The 23,438-nt window shown below is 51.7% G+C and carries 21 protein-coding genes; all 21 read right to left on the bottom strand.

Features of this window, described 5'->3' with window-relative positions:
- Positions 1–6: 6 nt before the first annotated feature.
- Positions 7–1,332 (bottom strand): J domain-containing protein, encoded by a 1,326-nt coding sequence (locus ET33_RS02900; protein WP_051775077.1) that lies wholly within the window; start codon positions 1,330–1,332, stop codon positions 7–9.
- 25 nt (positions 1,333–1,357) lie between these two features.
- Positions 1,358–1,996: a DUF1266 domain-containing protein gene (locus tag ET33_RS36200; RefSeq protein WP_051775078.1), complete on the bottom strand. Its 639-nt coding sequence runs from the start codon at positions 1,994–1,996 to the stop codon at positions 1,358–1,360.
- 22 nt (positions 1,997–2,018) lie between these two features.
- Positions 2,019–3,974: a J domain-containing protein gene (locus ET33_RS02910; protein ID WP_036676239.1), complete on the bottom strand. Its 1,956-nt coding sequence runs from the start codon at positions 3,972–3,974 to the stop codon at positions 2,019–2,021.
- On the bottom strand, positions 3,974–5,674 hold the full coding sequence (locus tag ET33_RS02915) for a molecular chaperone HscC (protein ID WP_036676242.1): 1,701 nt from the start codon (positions 5,672–5,674) through the stop codon (positions 3,974–3,976). Before ET33_RS02915 ends, ET33_RS02910 begins: the two co-directional genes overlap by 1 nt.
- 184 nt (positions 5,675–5,858) lie before the next feature.
- Positions 5,859–6,323 (bottom strand): nickel-responsive transcriptional regulator NikR, encoded by a 465-nt coding sequence (nikR, locus tag ET33_RS02920; RefSeq protein WP_036676244.1) that lies wholly within the window; start codon positions 6,321–6,323, stop codon positions 5,859–5,861.
- Between the two features lie 165 nt (positions 6,324–6,488).
- Positions 6,489–6,641, bottom strand: coding sequence for a hypothetical protein (locus ET33_RS39145; RefSeq protein ID WP_167336415.1), 153 nt, complete (start codon positions 6,639–6,641; stop codon positions 6,489–6,491).
- Between the two features lie 119 nt (positions 6,642–6,760).
- Positions 6,761–8,110, bottom strand: coding sequence for a cytochrome P450 (locus tag ET33_RS02925; RefSeq protein WP_036676247.1), 1,350 nt, complete (start codon positions 8,108–8,110; stop codon positions 6,761–6,763).
- Between the two features lie 149 nt (positions 8,111–8,259).
- On the bottom strand, positions 8,260–8,703 hold the full coding sequence (locus ET33_RS02930; RefSeq protein WP_036676249.1) for a RicAFT regulatory complex protein RicA family protein: 444 nt from the start codon (positions 8,701–8,703) through the stop codon (positions 8,260–8,262).
- A gap of 28 nt (positions 8,704–8,731) precedes the next feature.
- The gene (miaB, locus tag ET33_RS02935; protein WP_036676252.1) at positions 8,732–10,207 is read right to left on the bottom strand and encodes a tRNA (N6-isopentenyl adenosine(37)-C2)-methylthiotransferase MiaB; all 1,476 of its coding nucleotides are present in this window, start codon (positions 10,205–10,207) and stop codon (positions 8,732–8,734) included.
- Between the two features lie 311 nt (positions 10,208–10,518).
- Positions 10,519–11,088, bottom strand: coding sequence for a phosphate propanoyltransferase (pduL, locus tag ET33_RS02940; protein WP_036676538.1), 570 nt, complete (start codon positions 11,086–11,088; stop codon positions 10,519–10,521).
- Between the two features lie 114 nt (positions 11,089–11,202).
- On the bottom strand, positions 11,203–12,069 hold the full coding sequence (locus ET33_RS02945) for a 2-oxoacid:ferredoxin oxidoreductase subunit beta (protein WP_010491176.1): 867 nt from the start codon (positions 12,067–12,069) through the stop codon (positions 11,203–11,205).
- Positions 12,057–13,808, bottom strand: a complete 1,752-nt coding sequence (locus ET33_RS02950) for a 2-oxoacid:acceptor oxidoreductase subunit alpha (RefSeq protein WP_081890188.1) — start codon at positions 13,806–13,808, stop codon at positions 12,057–12,059. Before ET33_RS02950 ends, ET33_RS02945 begins: the two co-directional genes overlap by 13 nt.
- Before the next feature lie 220 nt (positions 13,809–14,028).
- The gene (locus tag ET33_RS02955) at positions 14,029–14,973 is read right to left on the bottom strand and encodes a dipeptidase (RefSeq protein WP_036676258.1); all 945 of its coding nucleotides are present in this window, start codon (positions 14,971–14,973) and stop codon (positions 14,029–14,031) included.
- 117 nt (positions 14,974–15,090) lie between these two features.
- A complete protein-coding gene (locus ET33_RS02960; protein WP_006286829.1) occupies positions 15,091–15,351 on the bottom strand; it encodes a stage V sporulation protein S in 261 nt (86 codons plus the stop codon).
- Positions 15,352–15,470: 119 nt separating this feature from the next.
- On the bottom strand, positions 15,471–16,265 hold the full coding sequence (locus ET33_RS02965) for a TIGR00282 family metallophosphoesterase (protein ID WP_036676260.1): 795 nt from the start codon (positions 16,263–16,265) through the stop codon (positions 15,471–15,473).
- Positions 16,266–16,363: 98 nt separating this feature from the next.
- Complete coding sequence (gene rny / locus ET33_RS02970) at positions 16,364–17,908, bottom strand: ribonuclease Y (protein WP_036676263.1); 1,545 nt, start codon at positions 17,906–17,908, stop codon at positions 16,364–16,366.
- 251 nt (positions 17,909–18,159) lie between these two features.
- The gene (locus ET33_RS02975) at positions 18,160–18,867 is read right to left on the bottom strand and encodes a RecX family transcriptional regulator (protein WP_036676265.1); all 708 of its coding nucleotides are present in this window, start codon (positions 18,865–18,867) and stop codon (positions 18,160–18,162) included.
- 66 nt (positions 18,868–18,933) lie between these two features.
- Positions 18,934–19,989 (bottom strand): recombinase RecA, encoded by a 1,056-nt coding sequence (gene recA / locus ET33_RS02980; RefSeq protein ID WP_036676268.1) that lies wholly within the window; start codon positions 19,987–19,989, stop codon positions 18,934–18,936.
- 184 nt (positions 19,990–20,173) lie between these two features.
- On the bottom strand, positions 20,174–21,421 hold the full coding sequence (locus tag ET33_RS02985) for a competence/damage-inducible protein A (RefSeq protein WP_036676274.1): 1,248 nt from the start codon (positions 21,419–21,421) through the stop codon (positions 20,174–20,176).
- Positions 21,422–21,459: 38 nt separating this feature from the next.
- Complete coding sequence (gene pgsA / locus ET33_RS02990; RefSeq protein WP_010491195.1) at positions 21,460–22,047, bottom strand: CDP-diacylglycerol--glycerol-3-phosphate 3-phosphatidyltransferase; 588 nt, start codon at positions 22,045–22,047, stop codon at positions 21,460–21,462.
- Entirely contained in the window at positions 22,044–23,372 is a 1,329-nt protein-coding gene (rimO, locus tag ET33_RS02995) for a 30S ribosomal protein S12 methylthiotransferase RimO (RefSeq protein WP_036676276.1), read from the bottom strand. The genes pgsA and rimO overlap by 4 nt, the downstream gene beginning before the upstream one ends.
- Between the last annotated feature and the right edge of the window lie 66 nt (positions 23,373–23,438).

Genomic DNA, 23,438 nt, shown 5'->3' on the forward strand with positions numbered 1-23,438 from the left:
AACGTCCTAGCGAATCACGGAATAGATGAACCAGCCCAATACCCATAGGACAAGCAGGATTTTTATAAATAAAGACCGGAACTTTGCCCCTCTGCGCTGTTCCGAGAGGCGTGAAGCGGCACGCTCCGTATCTTGAGCCGGCAAATGATCGACTGATGCCGCCGGAGACGCTGGCGGGCTCGTCGTTCCGGTCTCCGGATGGCTGCCTTCGGCGAGACATACAAGCGCTTCAATATCGTTAGGCTGCTGCTCCAGCAGACGAAGGTACATGTCGCGTGCGGATGCCGGATCTCCCAGCTTTGTATAGCATTTTGCCGCAAGAGACAACGCGCCGAGATGACCCGGATTGTGCGAAAGAAAGTATGTCACATCATGAATCGCCTCGGTCAGCCGGTTGCTTTTAACATAAATTCGGGTACGATACCAATACAGCTCCGGATCGTCGGGAGTCAATGCGATACAACGGTCGATGGCAGTCACCGCACGACTCAAGCTGCCAAGCCGGAGAAAATATTCTGCTTGCAGCCGCAGTAGGTCCGGATCGTCGGGAAACAGCTCATATGCCCGGGTTAGCATCTCTTCCGCTCGCTCCATGTGATGATGTTTCAAGGCCAGCAGCGCACCTAGCCGATACGCCAAAAAAGCCTCGCAATCGATGTCACCCGCCTTGGTAAGGAAAGAAAAGCGCAAGCTCGTGGCGTAATAAGGTTCGGCAAACACGTGAAGAAACACGTTGGGAAACTGCCGGGAAAACGATTCGCGATCATCCTGCGCCCTTTCCTTCCAGCAGAAGCTGCTTTCGAGCAATTGCCAGACGTCCCTCGGCAAATAGGGGTGCCGATCCAAAAACACGGTCATTCGTTTGTAGACCTCTCGTTGAAGCTTGACATCCCACATCATATCGTCATTGAGCAGCTTCAGCCACGAGTCGATGACGATCCTTTGCGCGATGTCGCGATATACGACGGTTACTTTTTCCATGAACTCGCTTATCCGCTGTTCGGCGGTGCGTATCATAGGAGCCGGATCCGCGAACAGCTTTCGGGAAGGGACGACAACCGGATTGTCATCCCCCTCTTGTTCATCTTGCCCGGTATCGCTCTGCCCGCTCTCTATTCTCTCGACGGTGTCCTCCTCCGTCAAATCATGACTTGAATCGAGCTTAAGATTTCGTTTTGCCGCGCGAACCGCTTGATCGTAGGCTTCCCGGAGCCGCTGGTAACCTTCCGGATCGTCTTCGGGATGATGCTGCTTTAATTTCCTTGCATAAGCCTTTTTGATGATGGATAAATCATTCGTCAGTTTAATATCCAATATTTCCCACATTCGCATAGGATAGCACGCTCCCTTGAAGGCACTAGCTCAAGCTGGCCCTCCGAAAGGAATCGTTTCGCGAGAATAACAGCTTTGTCAGCAATACGCTGTTTTCGTTGATATAATCCGCATTCAAAAGATGTGATGTAAAGACGGCGCCCACGTGAAAGCTATATAGGTAGTCCTTCCAACTGGAAAAATCCTTCTTGACCATCGGGATAACCTCTTCGATATACGCCCACTTCTCCTGTTCCGTTAAATAACCCAACTTCCGTCCGGCACAGGCTCTGTATACCGCCATGGAATAATCGTGCGCCGCTATGCCGACGGTTGGCATACGCCACAAATATTGCCTGACAACGGACAGCCTATGTTTGTGTGTAGGATCGTCGGTATTGTGTCCGATCGAAGCTCGTTCGGCCTCCGAAACGGATGTTAGCCTACTGTACAGCTCCGCAAATTCCTTTCTGGCTCCTTCCGCTATCGTCCACTCCAGATTTTGTTTAAGCCCCTGCGTATCCGTGATGCTCCAAAAATTGAACAGACCGCGTATAACGCTTCGCCGCTCGAAGATCATCTCGGGATTGTGCAAAAAATAGTCACCGAATTTCCCGACGATACATAACGAAGTCATCGCCTCAACATAATCATTCAAGGCCTTCTGCGCCGCCGTGTCGGTCATAGGCATGTTCTCTCCCCGCTTATCAGTTATAGCCGAAGAACCTGCTAACTCTCCGCAGCTCCCGCAGCACCGAAATATAAAACAACCCTAAGATGAACAAATAAAAATAACTCCGCAATGGCAGGCTTGGTAGAGCCTTCTTGCTCGGCTTCGTTACAGCATAAATATATTTGTCGGACATGGGAAGCGGCTTCGAAATCCCGCTCTTCGAGCTTCGGTTTTTCCAATTTTCAATTTCCGTCTTAAGCTCGTCAGGCATGGGGCGAACGGTACCTTCGAGTTCTATCCTTCGAGAATCGTATATTTCTTTGGCCTGCTTGTAATTGCCGACTACAAGGATCACTTTTCCATCGAGATAGCCCATACAAATATGACCTGTAATGTTCGATTGGAGCCCCTGCTTCTTGGCCTCGTCCAAGGAAAGGTACTTCGTCGTTTCCTGACCGCTGTCGTCTTTAGCCTTTACTTCTTGAATAGCCATATAAGACGCATCGGCAAGCTTGACCCGCACTGCGGTCGCTTCCGGAGGAAGAAGCTCCCATTCGGACGCGGAAGATACGTTCATGATCTTCAACGGCCTCACGAGTTCGCTCCAATAGGCCGATGGCGTTTCCCCCGTATGCTTCACAAACGAACTCGATATCCAAAAATGCAGCGCCACAATGCAAATCAAGCTGAACCATTTATAGGAAACCAAAAAATAAGCCGCTTTCTTCAATTGCCCAAGAAAAGGTGTTTTTCCTAATTCCCGGTTAAGCTGCCTGATGGCCCTTCCACTGCCTTTTACACGCCGTGCTCTCAAGTCTTTTATGGTCAGCGCATTGATTTCCGCCAAGGCCAAAACCGCTTCGATATCGTTCGCATCCAAAGCAAGGATTCGTTGAAACATCTCTGTGGCCTTTTCCAGGTCATCCAGTCTTTTATAACAGGTCCCGGCCAGCGATAGCGCGAGCATGTGATCCGGAAATTGTGCAAGGATGCGCTGCAGGTCTTGAACCGCCTCAGGCAGCTTTCCGTACTGCATCATTATGCGCGAACGGTATAAATAGCCGTCTACCTGGTCGGGACACAACTGAATCAGACGATTGCTCATGGCAAGCGTCCTCTCCGACTCTCCACTGCGCCAGCCGTATTCCGCCTCCAAACGGATCACGTCCGGATCTGCATCGAAAAGCTCACCCGCTTTCTGCAGCCAATAATTTGCGGCCGGCATGTCGTTATTCATCACAGCCAACCAGGCATCCTCGCGATAATGAAGATAGGCTTCATGGTCGATCTCCCCCGCACCCAGCAGAAGGGAATACCCCATGTTTGCCGCTTCGTACGACTCCGCAAAAGCGTAACGATGTACTTTCGGGTATTGTTCCAAGAAGCTTTCCTTGTCTTCCGCAACCAGCCCATTCCAATGAAACGCGCTGTCCAGAAGCTTCCAAACCTCTTTAGGCAAAAAATAATGTTCTTCCAAAAAATCAAGCAGCCTGCTGGAAATGCCGCTTTGCAGGTTGATGTTCCATACGACGTCGGAATTCAACAGCTCGGCCCATTGGTTCGGATCGATTCGCGACGGAAATTTGCCGTAAAGATCCTCTACCCTCTCCATAAAATGCTCCGCTCGGCTTTCGGGGTCGTCTCTTTCCTTGTCCTGTTCCTGCCAAACGACCATACGGGGAATGCGCAGCGGCCCGTCGTCTTCATCATACAACTCGTCTTCCTCATGCTCTGCGATGTCTTCCGCTTCGCTCCCGTCTTCCTGCCTAACGTCTAATGTCTCGAATACTTCCGGCTCTTCATTCGATCGACTCGTCTGTTTCTGCTGCCGCTTCGCCAGCTTGATCGCCTGATCATACGCTTCCCTTAACTGCTGATAACCGGCCGGATCGTCCTCAGGATGATGGATTTTCAGCTTAGCGGCATAAGCTTTCTTAATCGCCGATACCTCATGCGTCGGGTCGATCCCCAGTATTTCCCACATCCGCATTAATAGTCACGCCACCTCTCCAAATGCTCCAGCTGCTTCCGGAGAACCGCGGAAGCTTTTTTGATTTCGTACTCATTTTGAGAGGCGAGAACCCGTTCGAACTGCTCCAGCAAAAACGCAATCTCCGACCGCTTCTCCCCGAGCGCTTCCTCGTACAATCGTTCGCCCTTGGCAAGCAGCAGCCGGTTCTCCGTTCTTTCGCGGGGATGGATTTTGATGTCTTTCAGTTGGTTCAATCTTTCCTCAATTTCCAGCTCCGACAGCTTGCCCGGATTTTTCTGAATAATCGTCTTCTTTTTCACGCCCGTACTGACCGTAGTGACTTCGACCTCCAGAATGCCGTTAATATCATACGTAAACCGGACGTCGATGGATTGCTCACCGGCTTTGTCGGGAGGCACCTCGACAAGCAGCTCGCCCAGCTTCAAGTTATTTTCCACCCGCCGGCTTTCCCCTTGATAAACGATCACGCGTATGCTTGACTGATTATCGTGAAGCGTCTGAAACGACTCTACTTTACTGACAGGAATCGGGGAGTTCCGCTCGATAATCGGGCAGAAATGACCGTCGTCAAATTTATCGTTCCCCATCCGCTTCGTGGTTTCAATACCAAGCGTATAAGGACATACGTCCGTCAGAACAACCTCTTTCAACGCTTCGTTTCTTTCCTTCAAAGCAACTTGAATGGCGGCTCCCAAGGCAACGGCCTCATCGGGATTGATTTGAGTAAATGGCAGCCGGCCGAACATTTTGCTAACCACCGATTTGATGATCGGCATCCGGGTCGCCCCTCCGATCAAAATAACCGCATCCAGATCGTCCGGGGACAAGGAAGCGTCCCGCAGCGCGCGCTCGATCGGATGACGCAGCCGCAGCATAAGCTGCCCGGCGATTTTCTCAAAATCGTTGCGGTTCAAAGTCGTCTCGTACGTACGATCTTCCAGCGTGAAGCTCATTTTCCCTTCGTTGTCCGAGCCTAAAAGCCTTTTGCATATTTCAGCCTGCTTGAACAGCGCGGAACGAGCTTTATAATCCAGCTCTTGGAAATCAATCCCATGGGTTTCGATAAAGTAAGATACAAGCAGTTGGGTAAAATCCTCTCCGCCCAAGTAATTGTCACCGGCTATCGACTGCACTTCCATCACGCTCTCGAAAAACTCCAGGATGGAAACGTCGAACGTGCCGCCGCCCAAATCGAAGACGAGAAACTTGGTATTGTCCTGCTGCTGATGAAGACCGTAGGAGATCGCCGCGGCCGTTGGTTCGCTGATCAGCCGCTCCACCTTCAAGCCGGCGAATTCAGCCGCACGCTTCGTCGCCTTACGCTGAGTATCATTGAAATAAGCCGGAACGCTGATCACGGCCTCCGTCACAGGATGGCCGAAAAAGGCCTCCGCATCCGCCTTAAGCGATTTGATGACAAACGAAGACAGCTCTTCCGGAGAAAAAGTATAGGGTCCCAGACGATATGTCTTCTCCGTTCCCATATAGCGCTTGAAGGTAGCTGCCGTAAGATCCGGATGAGTAATTAATCGTTCTTTTGCGATTTGACCGACCAGTATCTCGCCGTTTTCGTCCACACTTACTATCGAAGGGGTCAAACGCTCCCCGAGCACATTCGGAATGATCGCAGGACCGTCTTCCGTCCAATAAGCAACCAGACTGTTCGTCGTCCCCAGATCAATGCCAATCATCGTCATTCCCGGTTACCTCTTTTCCATGTGTTAATGGCTTAGAAAAACACCTTTCTTTTCCATACCATTAGTTTATCGGTCGCTCGTTCTCTTTTTTTAAATCGATATTGAAGATTTTCAAACGAAGTCGCGCCAATAAAAACGGCGGCCACTTCTTTGCGAACAAAGATAGGCCACCGCTTGAAAATGGCTAATTATGATGATGCTCCGCGGCATCGGCGTGATCCTGTCCGGCCCCCTGCTCGTCCAAATACGTGACGGAAAGCTCGGCGTAAAGCACGCCCTTCTGTACCTGAATCTTGTGCTGCAGCTCCCGAAGCCTGGACAGCAAGCCGCGAACGACAATGATTTCGAGACATTGATCATGATTCAGATGCACATGCATCGTCGAAATAATGTCGTGATGGTAATGATGCTGCAGCTCGATAAGCTGCAGAGGAAGATCGGCCGCATGGTGATCGTACACCATGACGATCGTCCCCGCTACGAGCTGATCGGCCTTCAAGCCGCCCGGCTCCAATAGCACTTTACGTACAAGATCCCGGATCGCTTCCGAGCGGTTCGTGTAGCCCTGCTCCGCAATATATTGATCAAACTGCTTGACCAGTTCCTCCGGCATGGACACGCCAAACCGGGTCAATACGTCTTTCTCCAACTATGGTTCACCTCAATCCGCACACTCTTCCGATTATTGTAGCATACCCGCCGCCCAAACTGAATTCAGCCGCAAATGAAATAGCCCCTCCACCGGCAATCGGCGAAAGAGGCTTCTTGGCAGTCATCGTTTGCTGTTTCGTATGCATAAGATCGTCAAATCGCCTCAGGGCGCAGCTTCGGGCTCCAGCTCTTTCAGTTCTTCCGTCAGTTGCTGCTTCTCCGCTTCCGACAAAGCGCCGTGTTCGTGAATCTCCTTCAATAGCGCTTCACGCTCTTCCTCATTGCACGGATCAAAAGTAAATTTCACGATATCCATACTCCGCTCCTCCTTTTCGCCAACGTTACCGATATCCAAAAGCTTCCCCGGAACCGGCGCAGTCTATCCCGCCCCAGAGCCAATGTCGGGAGCCGACGGCTGCCGGTCATAGCCCATTTCTACCTTCTTGCCGTCACGACCATCTGCAAGCCGCCCTTCGGCCGCAGCGTAACGAGCGGTTCAGGCTCTACCGGAGGATGATCAGGCGTCAGCCTAAGCGTATAACGGCTACCGATTTTCGCGAGCAGCAGGGCTGCCTCCATCAGTGCGAAGTTGTTACCGATGCATACCCGCGGACCGCCGCCGAACGGGAAATAGGCAAATGCCGGAATTTTTTTGAGCAGATCGCCCGCAAAACGTTCGGGCTTGAATCGTTCAGGCTCCTCGTAATAGTCTGGTCTGCGGTGCATGACATATTGGCTCATCATGAGCATATCTCCCGGCATGTATGTATTTCCGCCGATCTCGACCTCCTGCTGAACCTCCCGGTTGATCGCCCATGCCGCCGGGTACAGCCGCATCGATTCCGAGACGACATGCTGCGTATAGGGAAGCTTCTCCAAGTCGCTGTAGGTCGGTCTACGGCCGTCTAAGACCCGGTCCAGCTCCTCATGAAACGCCTTCTCCGCCTCCGGGTTTTGAGACAGCAAATACCACGTCCAAGAGAGCGTGTTGGCCGTCGTTTCATGACCCGCGAGAAAAATCGTCATCACTTCATCTCGTACTTGCTGGTCGCTCATCCCCGAGCCATCTTCCTCATCCCGGGCCGCAAGAAGCATGGATAGGAGATCGCCGCGGCTCGCGTCCGGATTTTTCCGGCGTTCTTCAATAATCCCGAAGATCACCTTGTCCAGCGTCGCGGCCGACTGCTTGAATTCGAGATTGCTCTTCGTCGGAAAGCTTTCCGGAATGTCGATCATGGAAGTCGCTTTATGCGTGACGTATTTCATCCCCACGTCAATCGCATGGCTGATATCGTCCACGCCATTCGTAATGCTTGTCCCAAACATCGTATGCGTAATAATATCCAGCGTCAGCTGCATCATATCGTCCGAAATGACCCGGGCTTCTCCGGATTTCCAAGACGCCAGCATTTTTTCACCGTAATCGATCATCGCCTCGGCGTAGCTGCCGATCCTATCCTTGCGGAACGATGGCTGCATCAAGCGGCGCTGCCGCATATGCTTCTCGCCCTCGCTTGTCAGGATGCCTTCGCCTACGACCGCTTTGGCCGTCTGCAAACCTTTTGCCTTGCGGAAAGCGCTTTGCTTCGTTAGCAGCACCTCTTTAATTTGCTCCGGATCGCTGATCAAGTAGACGTGCCGGGACGGGCCGAAGCGAATATGCGCCACGTCTCCGTACTGCTGTCGCGCCTTCATGAGAAACCTTAACGGATCTTTGCGGAATGCAAGCAAGTTACCGGAAAGGGGCAGGCCTTTCGGGCCGGGAATGTGAGCTGTCGATGACATCGTGCTGTGCCTCCTTGGAGTTTTTCGACTTATTATCCGGTGATTCCCCCCACATTATACCAGCCGAAACCGACAAAAAAACCGGCCTGCCTCCCCATCTGGGGCTGCACACCGGTCTTCAAGCTAACTCCATATCTGTATAATGTTGCTTACTCGCTGCAACCCGAACGGGCTACGGTTCCTTGCTCTACCGTAATCGTATCGGAGATGGTGTCTCGAATGACGCTCATGACAAGCTGAAGCAAGTAATTGATATCTTCCTGCGACTGTTTGAACTGGCTGACGATCGGGATCGAATCGAGCTGATCCTGCAGCTCGTCGATTTCCGTCTCGATTTTTTCGACCATCTTCTTATTCTCGAACGACTCGAAAGCGACGATTTCCTTCTGCTTCTTTTTGATCGCGCTAATTAGCGTCTGAATGTGATCGTTTCCGGCAATTTGGTGCTCCGCCTGCTGGAAAAACTGCACCTCGTTCGAGGTAGCCAGCAGCCCCGCCAGCTCCTTGGCTTTATCCAAAATGTCCTCGCGCACGATCATTTCCGTATTCGTATACAGCTCCATGCCGCAATTCGTAAATTTTTGCTCTGCCATTAGAATTCGTCACGCCCCTGCATTCGATTTATTGAGCCACGGCTTCTCCGACCAATTCGCCTTTGATGTAGAATGTCGGGGTTTCCGTTATTTTCACTTGGACAAACCGGCCTACCAATTCCTTCGGCCCTTCGAAATGGACGAGCTTGTTCGTGCGAGTCCGACCGGCCAATACAGCGGCATTGTTCTTGCTTTCGCCCTCGACCAGCACTTCCAGCGTCTGTCCTTTTAACCGTTCATTGCTCTGCTTGGCATAGACATTAAGCACGTCGTTCAAACGAATGAGGCGGTCCCGCTTCACCTCATAAGGCACGTTATCCTCCATGCCCGCTGCCGGCGTACCTTCCCGCGGGGAATAGATGAACGTATAGGCGCTGTCGTAGCCGACTTCCTGCACGAGCGAGATCGTTTCCTCGAACTGCTCGTCGGTCTCACCCGGAAAACCTACGATGATATCCGTCGTCAGCACGACATCCGGAATCGCCTTTTTGATTTTGGCAACCAGCTCCAAGTAATGCTCTCGCGTATATTTGCGGCTCATCCGCTTCAAAATCTCGTTGCTGCCCGACTGCACCGGCAGATGGATATGCTCCACCAGGTTGCCTTTTTCGGCCAGCACCTCGATCAAGCGATCGTCAAAATCACGCGGGTGCGACGTCGTGAAGCGAACACGCGGAATGTCGATCTTGCGCACTTCCTCCATCAAATCGCCGAGCCCGTATTTCATATCGTCGAAATCTTTGCCGTAGGCGTTTACGTTCTGGCCGAGCAGCATAATTTCTTTGAAGCCTTGACGCGCCAAGTCGCGTACTTCGGCAATCACGTCCTGCGGAAGGCGGCTGCGCTCCTTGCCCCGCGTATACGGCACGATACAGTACGTGCAGAACTTGTCGCAGCCGTACATAATGTTGACCCACGCTTTGATGCCTTCGCGCTTCTTCGGCAGGTTTTCGATGATATCGCCTTCCTTGGACCATACCTCGATCACCATTTCCTTGCTGAACATCGCTTCCTTCAACAGGAACGGAAGACGATGGATGTTATGTGTGCCGAAGATCAGATCGACGAACGGATGCTTCTTCAAAATCCGGTTCACGACCGATTCTTCCTGCGACATACAGCCGCACACGCCTAGAATGAGCGACGGCTTCTCGATCTTCAGATGCTTGAGATGGCCAAGCTCGCCGAATACTTTATCTTCGGCATTTTCCCGTACCGCACAGGTGTTGAGCAGAATGATGTCCGCTTGCTTGCGGTCATCGGTGGACTGGTAGCCCATCTGCTCCAGCAGCCCTTTGATCGTTTCGGTGTCGTGCTCGTTCATTTGACAGCCGTATGTTTGAATCAAGTAATACTTGTCCTTGCCGATCTCGCGCATCTCTTCCGGAATGTCGAAATCGTAATGCACTTGAATGTCTTCTTTCCCCCGCTTCTTCGCATCGCTGAGAGACGGCGGCTGGAAATATATCGAGTAATCTTTCTCGGATTTATTTTTTGTCGTCATGAAATGAATTCCTCCTGAAGCTTGCAGTATGCTGCAAAGATCATACCTTTCATTATATCATGCTTGCAGCCTGCATTTCAAAGAAATTCATGGGTGGGTATTAGAAGTCTCTCCGATGAAAGGAAAATCTTAATTAAAACGTTGTATCCGTCAGGAATGGATTGCCGCTCCACCGCTCTTGAAATTGAAGTTGTCATTATTTGTACCTTGCGGTTACAACTTCATTTCAAAGGCGGCCGTAAACTTTCCGCTGCAATCCCTTCCTTTGGTTATACCTTTAACAATTTATGAAAAATCCATCGAACAGACTCCTAAATTAGTATAACGCCGATATCACCGGTTTTAATTCCGGCCGCATTCGCTTCATCCGTATCTATATGCATGTCCAACGCGAATTGATCGGATACCCGGGCAATCACATGCTCAAACGTTACGCCGCGTTCTCCTTCGAAGCGCACGGTAAGCTCCTGCTTATCCGCAATGCCCCACTTGACCGCATCGTCCGTATGAAAATGAATATGACGCGCCGCTACGATCACGCCCTCTACTAGCTCCACTTCTCCGGCCGGTCCAATCACTTTAATGCCAGGCGTTCCCTCGGTATGGCCGGACTCGCGTACGGGCGGATTCACCCCGAGAGCGAACGCATCGGTACGGGATACTTCAAGCTGGGATTTGCTGCGGGCCGGTCCCAAAATGCGAACCTTATCGAAGCGGCCTTTCGGTCCGACGACCGCAACCGTTTCCTCAGCGGCGTACTGCCCCGGCTGCGACAACGGCTTCATCTCCTTTAATTCATACCCTGCGCCAAAAAGCAAAGCAATATGTTCTTTCGACAAATGAATATGTCTGGCGGAAACGCCGATCGGTACTTGTTTCATGTCCATGTGCCCCTCTCTTATGCAAAAGATTCCATGAAGCTCAAGTCTATTATACCCGCACGGCATAAAAAAAGCATACGGCCTTAGGCCGCATGCTTATGAAATTTCGGAAAATTATTTAAATTCCGCCACCAATTTTTCAAATTCTTGCTCGGTGATTTGAATATTTTGCTTCGCAAGACCTTCCGGCTTGAAGCCTGCAACCATATCCTCGTAGCTTTTTCTGCTCTTGTCTTGATAGATAAGTCCCGTCACGAGGCTGTTGGTTTCCATGATTTTCGTCATGGCTGCCACACGGTTGGAAGCATCGTAGTCCGGCGTTTCTTCCAGATCAACGATATGCTCTTTAAACCACTCGTACGTGTTCACTTTGTTGAACGTGACGCACGGGCTGAATACGTTGATGAAGGAGAAGCCTTCATGCTTCATGCCTTCTTCGATCAAGGAAGTCAGCTGTTTCAAGTTGCTGGAGAACGATTGACCGATAAACGTAGCTCCTGCAGCCAGCGCTACTTCAAGCGGCGACAATGCGGACTCGATGGAGCCGGACGGTGTCGATTTCGTCTTGAAGCCCTCAGCGCTGCGGGGCGACGTTTGGCCTTTGGTCAAGCCGTAGATTTGGTTATCCATAACAATATAGGTGATGTTGATGTTCCGGCGGATCGCATGAACCGTATGGCCCATCCCGATCGCGAAGCCGTCGCCGTCGCCGCCTGCGGCAATGACGGTCAGCTCGCGGTTAGCCATTTTGAGACCTTGCGCGATTGGCAACGAACGTCCGTGAACACCGTGGAATCCGTAAGCGTTGATGTAACCGGAAATCCGGCCGGAACAGCCGATCCCCGAGACAACCGCAAGCTGCTCCGGTTCCAGACCGACATTGGCAGCCGCTCTTTGGATAGCTGCTTGCACGGAGAAATCGCCGCAACCTGGGCACCAGTTCGGTTTGATATTGTTACGGAAATCTTTTAACGTTGCCATACAAGGTTCAACTCCTGACAGTATTTAGTGATTTCAGCAGGCAAGAACGGATTACCGTCATATTTCAACATGCTCTTAATTTTATCAGCGTAGCCAACGTTCAGCTTAATCAAGGAAGCAAGCTGACCGGTAGCATTGTTTTCAAGAACAACAACCGTTTTCGCTTTTTCCAGGTACGGCTTGATCTCTTCCACTGGGAACGGATGCAGCAAACGAACGGTAATGTGGTTCGTTTTCATACCTTTGTCAGCCAGACGGCGTCTTGCTTCATCAATCGTGCCGCCCGTGGAGCCCATACCGATGATGAGCAGATCCGGCTCTTCATGAGGAGCGTCGACCAGAATCGGATTGGTTACTTTCATGTGCTTCATTTTGCCCAAACGTTTGTCCATCATTTTCTTACGGTTGATCGGGCTTTCCGACGGACGTCCGTCTTCGGCGTGTTCAACCCCGGTTACATGGTGGATGCCGTATTTTTGACCCGGCACCGAACGCTTGGAAACGCCGTTCTCGGTGAATTCGTAGCGTTTAAACATTTGGTGCTCGGCCAGAGCAGGCAGTTCGCCGGTTTGCAGCTCGCCGCGTTTGATCTGGATTTTATTGTAATCGAGCAATTCGCTTGTTTGTTTACCCAAGGAAAGCTGCAGGTCCGTCAGCAAAATAACCGGAACTTGATATTCTTCCGCCAAGTTGAACGCTTCGATCGAATCGTAGAAGCACTCTTCGATGGTCGAAGGCGACAGAACGATTTTCGGAATTTCACCGTGCGTCCCGTGAATCATGGCAAGCACGTCGGATTGCTCCTGCTTCGTCGGAAGTCCCGTACTTGGACCACCGCGCTGCGTATCGACGATAACGACAGGCGTTTCCGTCATACCGGCCAAGCCGATCGCTTCCATCATCAAGGAAAGACCAGGGCCTGCGGAAGCCGTCAGGGCGCGAACGCCGCCGTAGTTGGCCCCAATGGCCATCGTACATGCTGCGATCTCGTCTTCGGTTTGGATAACCGTTCCGCCGAATTTCGGCAGCGTCTTGATCAGGTATTCCATAACTTCGGAAGCCGGCGTGATCGGGTAGGCAGGCATGAAGCGGCAGCCTGCGGCAACTGCGCCAAGAGCGATAGCGTCGTTACCGATCATGAACAGCTTTTGCTTGCCGTCGGCAGGTTCCAACTGGAATTCCGGCAGCGGACCGCCTGTCAATTCGAGAACGAACTCGGCAGCTTTGCGAACCGCTTCCACGTTTTTCTCCACCACGGCAGCGCCTTTGCGGCCGAACTCTTCTTCTACTGCTTTATTAAACACTTCAAGCGGCAAACCAAGCAAAGCCCAAGATGCGCCGGAAGCAGCCATATTCTTAAACAAGGAAGTGCCAAGCTCTTCCGCAATCGCCGTAATCGGCACTGCGAACAGTCTTGCTTTCACGCCTTCCGGAACGACCGGATTAACCTTTGCGTCGGCGATGATCACGCCGTTCTCGCGCAGCTCGTGCGCATTCACATCAATCGTTTCTTGGTCAAAGGCCACGAGAATGTCCAAATCGTCGGAAATGGAACGAATCGGCTTCGTGCTGATTCTGATCTTATTGTTTGTGTGGCCGCCTTTGATCCGCGAGGAAAAATGACGGTACCCGTACAAGTAGTACCCCAGTCTGGTCAATGCCGTGGAAAAGATTTTGTCGGTACTTTCCACGCCTTCCCCCTGTTGTCCTCCGACCTTCCAAGATAATTGGCTAATCAACGTTGTCCACTCCTTTTAAATTCGCTGACATGCAGCTAAACCATGAACTGTAAAGATTTCATATAAAAAAAATCTTTCAGTTGTCTCATCAAATTCTATGACTAATACACGTAAAAAGCAAGGGTTTTCGACAAAATGCATAGATAGCTTTTTTAGATCAAATCCATATCGATTAGAGAATAATTTAGTTGTCTTATATCTACAAATCAGATGTTAATTTTTAATGAATCGGCAAGTGACGATGCAGGAATGTAAACCAGTTGCGGTACATGAACCCTTTCACCAGCTCCTCCGGAAACCGTCTAAGCAAAGCTTCCGTCAGGCACGGGATCTTCCCCGCATGCTCCAGTCCAGGGATCCATTGATCGATCCCGTCAAAATCCGATCCGAACACAAGCTGGCCGCCGCCCCCGAGCGAGCAAATGTGCTCGACATGCTGCAGGACGCCGTCGATGGACGCTTGACAGCCTTGCTGCACGAACCAGGGAACGAACGTTACACCGATGCGTCCGTCCTGCCGGACAATTTCGCGGATTTGCCCGTTGTTCAAGTTTCTCGGATGTCCGCACACGGCTCTTGCATTGGAATGTGTCGCCACGAAAGGCTTGGCCGAGGCCGCCGCCAAATCCCAGAACGCCGCTTCGGACAAATGGGACGCATCCAATAGCATACCCAAATCGTTGCAGTCTTTAATAAACGTTTTGCCGCGCCGCGTAAATCCGCCCTGCCTTGGTTCAAGCACCCCATCGGCCGCCCAATTGCCGTAATTCCATGTCGTTCCGATCATTCGGACGCCCAGATGGTATAACGTCCGAAGGTATAAAGGGTTCCCTTGCAGCGCATCCGCGCCTTCAAGCGTGAGCATCGCTCCGGTCTGATTGCCCGTCAGGACCGCTTCCAAGTCGGCGCGGTTTTTAACCTGCCGCATACGCGGATCACACATCACTTTCTGATAAAAAATATTTATATATTCCAAGTAATGGTCAAATTGCGGCTGAGTTATACGTTCAGGCAAGTAAATCGCAAAAAATTGCAGTTTTACGCCCCCTTGCGCCATTTTCGCATAAGATACGTCCAATGCGCTCGCATGAGGATCGAAAAAATCAATGGCCGGGTTCTCAACCATTTTGAGCAAAGCATCACAGTGCCCGTCGATCACATACATCGGCTATCCCCTCCTCGGGAGCAGGCTTGACTGGGGCAAAATGAAATAAAACCAAAAAAAACCTGTCTACAGAAGTAAACAGGCGTTTTGGTCGTTCGGTTATAAGCTGCAAAGCCATTATCTTGGTTCTACAATCAGCTTAATGGCTGTCCGGTCTTCGCCGTCGATGACAATATCGGTAAATGCTGGTATGCAGATCAAATCAACCCCGCTGGGAGCCACAAATCCTCGCGCGATGGCTACGGCTTTGATCGCTTGGTTGAGGGCCCCTGCCCCGATGGCCTGGAGCTCAGCAGCCCCGCGTTCACGCAATACTCCAGCCAACGCGCCTGCGACGGAATTTGGGTTGGATTTTGCTGACACTTTTAATACTTCCATGAAAAGTACCTCCTCGGGAATGATGATTGCTTCCAGTACTAATCATATTCTAGGAATTTGCGGTTAATTCCTTCTACCCGAAGATGGTATTTTCTAAAATATTTGAATTGTTCGTCAATTTATTCGAACAAAATCGTGTCTTCATCCATGCGAATCAATTGAATCTTTTTTCCAAGCCCTGTCGCCGGGTCCAGCTCAATGCTGACGGCATGAAAATGCCATTTGCCTTCGTCCACGACAAAGCGGACGGGAAGCTGAGTTTTAAATTTTTGCAGCACGGCGTTCCGCTCCATTCCGAGAATACCGTCCCGCGGGCCGACCATGCCTACATCCGTCACATAAGCCGTACCTTGAGGCAGCAGCCGTTCGTCGTTCGTCTGCACGTGCGTATGCGTCCCGACAACGGCGGATACTTTACCGTCCAGATGCCAGCCCATCGCCAGCTTTTCTGAAGTCGCCTCGGCGTGAAAATCCACGAAGACGTACTTCGTTCTCTTTTTAGCCTGCTCCACTAACTCATTCGCTTTCTCAAACGGACAGTCGAGCGGAGGCAGAAAAGTGCGTCCCTGCAAATTGATGAGGGCTAGCTCGATGTCTTTTACTTTGATAAACGTCATCCCTTTTCCGGGCGTTCCCTGCGGGAAATTGGCCGGCCGGACCATCCGGTCTTCCTTGTCGATGAAATCGAAAATTTCTTTCTGGTCCCACGTATGATTGCCCATCGTGATCCCATGCACGCCAAGCTCGAAGAAGTCTTTGGCTATAGCGGCCGTGATGCCCCGCCCTGCCGCCGCGTTCTCTCCGTTCGCAATGATCCAATGCGGGTTATATTTATTTTTGAGGGTCGGTAAGCACGTTTTCAACGCTTTGCGGCCCACCGAACCGACAATATCGCCAATGAACAGTATTTTCATCGGACTCTCCCCCTACCTCTCTTTAAATTTACTGCAACTTTCCGCTGAATTAGAGAGGGAAGTGGCAAAATCGCCACTTCCCCCTGTAGTGTATGCAATTATTTGGCGTATTCTACAGCACGCGTTTCCCGAATGACCGTGACCTTGATATGGCCCGGATAATCGAGCTCGCTTTCGATTTTTTTCGTAATGTCTCTTGCCAGTCGGAATGCCTCGGTATCGTCCACCTTTTCAGGTTGAACCATTACGCGCACTTCGCGTCCGGCTTGGATCGCATACGATTTCTCGACGCCTTCGAACGATTCGGAGATCTCTTCGAGCTTCTCGAGCCTTTTGATGTACGTTTCGAGCGTTTCCCGGCGCGCGCCCGGTCTTGCTGCAGACAGCGCATCAGCCGCGCCGACCAGCATAGCGATGACCGAAGTGGCTTCACAGTCGCCGTGATGCGAAGCGATACTGTTAATGACCACCGGATGCTCCTTGTACTTCTTGGCGATCTCAACGCCGATCTCGACGTGAGAGCCTTCCACTTCGTGATCCAATGCTTTCCCGATGTCATGAAGGAGACCGGCACGTTTCGCCAATGTCACGTCTTCTCCGAGTTCTCCTGCCATCAGTCCAGCGAGGTAAGCCACTTCCATGGAATGCTTGAGCACGTTTTGACCGTAGCTTGTACGGAATTTGAGTCGGCCCAAAATTTTGATCAAGTCAGGGTGAAGGCCGTGTACGCCGGTTTCGAACGTTGCTTGCTCTCCGTATTCGCGGATCCGCTCGTCGACTTCCTTGCGGGACTTCTCGACCATTTCTTCAATGCGGGCCGGATGGATTCGTCCGTCCGCTACAAGCTTCTCAAGGGAAGTTCGAGCGATTTCCCGACGAATCGGATCAAACCCGGACAAAATGACGGCTTCCGGCGTATCGTCGATGATCAAATCGATGCCGGTGAGCGTCTCCAGCGCCCGGATATTGCGGCCTTCGCGGCCGATAATCCGGCCTTTCATCTCTTCATTCGGAAGCGCTACGACCGATACGGTCGTTTCGGCCACATGGTCAGCCGCACAGCGTTGAATAGCAAGAGTGATGATTTCTCTGGCCTTTTTGTCGCCTTCTTCTTTGGCTTGGTGTTCGATTTCCTTGATCAATTGAGCGGTTTCATGGCGAACTTCCTGCTCTACGTTGGTCAAAATAATTTGTTTGGCATCGTCCATCGTCAACGCAGAAATTCGCTCCAGCTCGGCAACTTGATCTTTATAAATCTGATCAATTTGCGTTTGGGTTTCTTCGATTCGTTTCTCCTTGTTGGCGACCTGCTCCTCTTTTTTCTCAAGAGATTCTAATTTTTTATCCAGCGATTCCTCTTTTTGCAACAATCGTCTCTCTTGTCGTTGAGTTTCATTTCGACGGTCACGAATGTCTTTTTCAGCTTCGGTTCTGAGCTTGTGAATCTCGTCTTTCGCCTCCAGAACCGCTTCTTTCTTCAGTGCTTCTGCCTCTTTACGGGCATTTTCCTTGATCTGCTCGGCAGCATGTTCAGCACTGGAAATCTTCGCCTCTGCAAGGGACTTGCGGATAAAATAACCGATCCCGAAGCATAGAGCACCAACAACGAGAACGACTATGATCCAGATGACTGTCGTAGGCATCCAGTTCACCTCCTCGTTGTTTCTCCAAGGGGTAAGCTTGGGATAATCAGGTTGTTTAATCCATTCTACAAGCGCAAGTAAAAAGTAAAAATTGGCGATTTTACTTTGTTCGAATCTCCCCCAGGCTGTTCAGGAAGATTCTGTGTATCGCGTTTACATGATTATTTTATCTTTTGACAAAGAAGCTTGTCAAGGTGTTGGGTCCGAATGAATCGATATTCCGTATGCCGCACGATTGCGTTTTCCATATTCTAGAATTGTTCGTCCTCCGGGAACATCTCTTCATCCCAATCCCCTCCCGGTCCTTTTCGAGGCAAACGTGCCAGCACCTTGCTAACGACCGTCCCCGGATAACCCCGGCGCTGCAGGAAGCCGGCAATTTTCCGCCTTGCCTTCACCGGATCTTTCTCCAGCTCCGAACGATACCGTTTCGAGGCAAGACTGTACGCCATAGCAAATTCCGTTTCTTCGTCCACCTGCTCCATCGCCGCTTGAATATGATCTTTGCGAATCCCCTTTTGCTGCAGTTCCTGCTTGATCCAATGCCGTCCTTTTTTTTGCGATTCGAGACGTTGTTTGGCCAGCTGCTCGGCAAATTGCTCGTCGTTCAAGTAGCCTTCCTTCGCCAGACGCTCGACCGTCGATGCCGTGATTTCCGGCGTGTACCCTTTTTGCTTCAGCCGGGCCTTCATCTCGTGTTCGGACCGGAGCCGACTGGACAACAGGCGGATCGCATCCAAATAAGCTTTATGCGCTTCGTCCTCGGCCAAAATCTGCTCAAGCTGCGCCGCTTCGACGGCTTCGCCTTTGAGTAGCCTGTGCTTGATCATCAAGTCCTCATGGACCGAGAACGCAAAGGTCTCGTCGATATAAATGTTATAACGGTGTGGTCCCCTGCGCTGCCGTTCCACCTTTGTAATCAGCCCCGATTGAAGCTGCGGCCTTTCCTGCTCGGTCATGAATCCAAGTACCTCCCTTGAAAATGGCAAAGGCACCTTTAATCTGGATTAAAGGTGCCGGAACGTTTATTCTTTCTCTTCAAACAGCGCCAATTCTTCGTCTTCTTCTTCGTCGTCCGTATTCGGCCCTACTACCGGAATCAGGTTGCTGTTCTCGCGAATTTTCTTCTCGATGACGTCGGCGATATGCGGGTTTTCCTTCAGGAACTGCTTCGCATTTTCACGTCCTTGGCCGAGGCGATCGTTATTGTAAGAATACCATGCGCCGCTCTTTTGGATGACATCCATCTCGGTGGCGATATCGACGATACTGCCTTCCCTGGAAATACCTTCGCCGTACATAATATCGATATCCGCTTGCTTGAACGGAGGCGCTACTTTGTTCTTGACGACTTTGATCCGGGTCCGGTTACCGACCATATCATTGCCTTGCTTGATCGTCTCTACGCGGCGTACGTCAAGCCGAACGGACGAATAAAACTTGAGCGCGCGGCCCCCTGGAGTCGTTTCCGGGTTGCCGAACATGACGCCGACCTTCTCGCGCAATTGGTTGATAAAGATAGCGATCGTTTTCGACTTGTTGATCGCCCCGGACAGCTTCCGCAGCGCCTGCGACATAAGGCGGGCTTGCAAGCCGACGTGGGAGTCCCCCATCTCGCCCTCGATCTCGGCTTTCGGTACGAGAGCCGCAACCGAGTCGATGACGATGATGTCGACCGCGCCGCTGCGTACCAGCGCTTCCGCAATTTCAAGCGCCTGCTCACCCGTATCGGGCTGGGAGAGCAGCAGCTCGTCGATGTTGATGCCGAGCTTGCTCGCATACAACGGATCCAGCGCGTGCTCCGCATCGATGAACGCCGCGGTACCGCCGGCTTTCTGAACCTCGGCGATGGCGTGAAGTGCTACTGTCGTTTTACCGGACGATTCCGGTCCGTATACCTCTATAATTCTACCTCGCGGAAATCCGCCGATGCCTAGGGCAATATCCAAGGCCAGCGATCCGCTTGGGATCGTCTCTACCTGCATATGGGTCGATTCGCCCAATTTCATGATCGAACCTTTCCCGAATTGCTTTTCAATTTGACGAAGGGCATTTTCCAAGGCTGCGCGCCGATCTGACAAAAGAATCACGTCCTTTTTGATTTATCTGCTGATACCATATTACCGTGTTTTGAATCGGCTGACAAGCATTTTTCCGAACATACATTCGCTTGCTTGGCAAAAGAAAAACCGTAACACGTTTGGTTCAAAATGTTACGGTTCTTCCGCTAACATCTATTATACTTTATTTTGGGTATTCTGGCAACTACGATTTTATCGTTTTCCACAAATGATAGAGTGCGCTTTTTGCTGCCCGCAGCTTGATCGTTTCGCGGTTGCCGGACAGCTGGAGCTTGACGGCGAAGGCTTGACCGTTCCGGTGCGCGAGACCTGCGTAGACCAAACCTACCGGCTTGCCCTCCGTCTCACCGGGCCCTGCGACGCCGGTAATTGATACGGCAACGTCCGCTTCCAGCAGACGAAGCGTATTGCGCGCAAGCTCCACCGCGGTCTCCTCGCTGACGGCGCCGGGCGCGTCCGGTCCTTCTAGCAGCTCCATCGGCACGCCGAGCAGCTTATGCTTTAACGCCGTGGAGTAACAAATGACACCGCCCAGAAACGATTGTGAGCTTCCTGGAACGGCTGTCAGCAGATCGCTGAGCAGCCCCCCCGTGCAGCTCTCGGCTACGGCAAGCTTCTGCCCGCTCTCTGCAAGCATACGCAGCACCTGCTGCTCCAGGGTGATGTCCTCTGCCGCGTAAATATGCTCCTCCAATCGGCCCCGGATTTCCGCTTCCAGCGGACGCAGTCTGGTCATCGCCTCGTCGGCCGAGGAGGCACGTGTCGTAAGCCGGATCGCCACCTCGCCCTCCTTGGCATAAGGGGCGATGGTCGGGTCCGTCTGGGCTTCGATCAAATCGATCAAGGCATGCTCCAGCGCCGACTCTCCGATCCCCGCGAACTTCAGCATGATCGAGTATAGCGGCTGCACATGGTCCAACTTGGATTCAATCCAAGGCTTGGCATACCGGTCGAACATCGGCTTCATTTCTTTGGGCGGGCCGGGAAGCAAAATGTAATGCGTACCCTCATGCGTCACCGCTACGCCTACCGCAAGCCCCGTATCGTTCGGCAGCGGATCGCTTTGCTCCAGCATCAGCGCCTGCCGCGCATTGCTTTCCACCATCGGGATGCCCCGCCGCTGGAACATCTCGACCATTTTATTCATCGAAGGCTCATGAATGACAAGCTTTTGCCCGAGCACCTCGCCCAGCACGTCCTTCGTCAAATCGTCCTGCGTCGGTCCGAGTCCGCCCGTGCAAATAATGAGATCCGCACGGCCTTTGGCGATATGCAGCGACTCTTTGATCCGCGAGACGTTGTCGCCGACGACCGTCTGGAAATAAACGCCCACGCCGATATCCGCAAGGCCTTTGGCTAAGTACTGCGCATTCGTATTTACGATTTGTCCCATCAGCAGCTCGGTGCCGACGGCTATGATCTCAGCTCTCACGGTACGCCTCCAAACAGCACAAAAACAATAGGCTGTCCCTACTGTTTTTGATCGCTAAAATTAATGACATGCTTGTTTTTGATAAAATAGTCGAAGCCCGAATAAATCGTGATGATAGCGGCAATCCAACTGGCCACGATGTCGAAGCGGAAGTTGATGAATGCAAACGGAAAATTGTTGATAAGCAGTGCGATAATTGCCGTAATCTGCGCCGCCGTCTTCCATTTCCCCCATTTGCTGGCCGCTATGACGGACCCTTCGAGCAAAGCGATTTGCCGCAAACCGGTGACGGCGAACTCGCGGCTGATGATCACAATCACGATCCAAGCGTCAACCTTGTTCATTTCAACGAGCGAGATCAATACGGCAGACACCAAAAGCTTGTCGGCCAGCGGATCGAGAAGCTTGCCAAGATTGGTGACAAGCTTCCGTTTTCTGGCGATATATCCGTCCAAACTGTCGGTGCTGGCGGCTATGATAAAGATCAGCGCCGCGATAATCTGGTTGTACGTAATGCTGAACTGCTCGATGCGAATGTGCGGAAACTTAACGTTGACGAGCAGAAATAACATGATGATCGGAACCAGAAATATTCTCGCCAGAGTGATCCGGTTGGCCAGATTCATGCCACGACCTCCCCGGATAAGTCAAACTCGAAGGAGTGGGTGATGCGAACCTTGGCAATTTCGCCGATTTTGAGCTGCCCGCCGCCGACAAACACTTCCCCGTCGATCTCAGGAGCATCGTACTGCGAACGGCCGACATATACGTCATTGCGCCCGTCGTATTTTTCGATCAAAACATCGATCACTTGACCGATCCGCTCGCCGTTGCGCTCATTTGCAATCTCGCGCTGCAGCTCCATGAGTACGTTCGAGCGGTATTCTTTGACTTCGTCCGGCACTTGGTCTGGCAGACGGGAAGCCGGCGTATCTTCCTCCTTGGAATAAGTAAACACGCCTAGACGGTCGAATTTCACTTCGCCGATAAACGATTTTAGATTCTCGAAATCTTCTTCCGTTTCCCCCGGGAAACCGACAATAATCGACGTGCGAAGCGATACGCCCGGAATCCGATCGCGGATTTTGCGGATCAGTTCCCGTGCGTCCTGCTGACGTCCCGGACGCCGCATCCGCTTCAAAATGCTATCTTCGCTATGCTGCAATGGCATATCAACGTATTTGCACACTTTAGGGTTGTTCGCGATCACGTCGATCAGTTCATCCGTAAAGAAGCCGGGATACGCATAATGCAGCCGCACCCATTCGATGCCCGGCACGGCGCTTACCCGGTTCATCAGCTCCGGCAGCATGAACGTATCGTACAGATCCGTCCCGTAGTTGGTCGAATCCTGCGCGATCAGGCTGATCTCCCGGACTCCCTGTGATGCCAGTTGGGCCACTTCGTCCAGAATCGATTCGACGGAACGGCTGCGGAACTTGCCCCGCATGATCGGAATACTGCAGAACGTACAGGCATTGTCGCAGCCCTCCGCAATTTTCACATAAGCCGTATAGCGCGGAGTCGCCATTCGTCTCGGCAGCTTCTGCTCGTAGTTGAACACCGGGTTGCCGACCATCACAGGCTTACGGCCGACCAGCGCCTGGTCGATAATGTCGTTGATATTATGGAAATCCCCGGTGCCGACGATTCCGTCGATCTCCGGCATCTCCTTCATCAATTCTTCCTTATAGCGTTGGGTCAGGCAGCCCGATACGATCAGCGCCTTGAGATTGGCCGTCTGCTTCAGCTCTGCCAAATCGAGAATCGTATTGATCGATTCCTCTTTGGCCGCATCGATAAATCCGCATGTATTCACAATAACGATGGTCGCTTCTTCTTTATCGTTAACCAGGGAATACCCGCGCTCATGCACAAGCCCGGACATGATCTCCGAGTCGACCAGGTTTTTCTCACATCCTAAGGTAACCACTTTCACTTTCTCTGTCATGTCTAAAATCCTCCACCATGGTTAGTACCTTTTATTACTGAACGGTTTGGTTCAAGTATAATATAC

This window comes from Paenibacillus tyrphae (assembly GCF_000722545.1).
GTDB classification, from domain to species: Bacteria; Bacillota; Bacilli; order Paenibacillales; family NBRC-103111; genus Paenibacillus_G; species Paenibacillus_G tyrfis.

Bases quoted from the DNA above. Each gene is read 5' to 3' on its own strand.
- pgsA (WP_010491195.1), bottom strand. From the start codon at position 22,047: ATGAATCTGGCCAACCGGATCACTCTGGCGAGAATATTTCTGGTTCCG.
- rimO (WP_036676276.1), bottom strand. From the start codon at position 23,372: ATGACAGAGAAAGTGAAAGTGGTTACCTTAGGATGTGAGAAAAACCTG.
- ET33_RS02925 (WP_036676247.1), bottom strand. From the start codon at position 8,110: ATGTCATCGACAGCTCACATTCCCGGCCCGAAAGGCCTGCCCCTTTCC.
- ET33_RS36200 (WP_051775078.1), bottom strand. From the start codon at position 1,996: ATGACCGACACGGCGGCGCAGAAGGCCTTGAATGATTATGTTGAGGCG.
- ET33_RS02975 (WP_036676265.1), bottom strand. From the start codon at position 18,867: ATGACCGAGCAGGAAAGGCCGCAGCTTCAATCGGGGCTGATTACAAAG.
- ET33_RS02955 (WP_036676258.1), bottom strand. From the start codon at position 14,973: ATGTATGTGATCGACGGGCACTGTGATGCTTTGCTCAAAATGGTTGAG.
- ET33_RS02900 (WP_051775077.1), bottom strand. From the start codon at position 1,332: ATGCGAATGTGGGAAATATTGGATATTAAACTGACGAATGATTTATCC.
- ET33_RS02915 (WP_036676242.1), bottom strand. From the start codon at position 5,674: ATGACGATGATTGGCATTGATCTGGGGACGACGAACAGTCTGGTTGCT.
- ET33_RS02930 (WP_036676249.1), bottom strand. From the start codon at position 8,703: ATGGCAGAGCAAAAATTTACGAATTGCGGCATGGAGCTGTATACGAAT.
- ET33_RS02965 (WP_036676260.1), bottom strand. From the start codon at position 16,265: ATGAAAATACTGTTCATTGGCGATATTGTCGGTTCGGTGGGCCGCAAA.
- pduL (WP_036676538.1), bottom strand. From the start codon at position 11,088: ATGAAACAAGTACCGATCGGCGTTTCCGCCAGACATATTCATTTGTCG.
- miaB (WP_036676252.1), bottom strand. From the start codon at position 10,207: ATGACGACAAAAAATAAATCCGAGAAAGATTACTCGATATATTTCCAG.
- ET33_RS39145 (WP_167336415.1), bottom strand. From the start codon at position 6,641: ATGGATATCGTGAAATTTACTTTTGATCCGTGCAATGAGGAAGAGCGT.
- ET33_RS02945 (WP_010491176.1), bottom strand. From the start codon at position 12,069: ATGGCAACGTTAAAAGATTTCCGTAACAATATCAAACCGAACTGGTGC.
- ET33_RS02960 (WP_006286829.1), bottom strand. From the start codon at position 15,351: ATGGAAGTATTAAAAGTGTCAGCAAAATCCAACCCAAATTCCGTCGCA.
- ET33_RS02910 (WP_036676239.1), bottom strand. From the start codon at position 3,974: ATGCGGATGTGGGAAATACTGGGGATCGACCCGACGCATGAGGTATCG.
- rny (WP_036676263.1), bottom strand. From the start codon at position 17,908: ATGCCTACGACAGTCATCTGGATCATAGTCGTTCTCGTTGTTGGTGCT.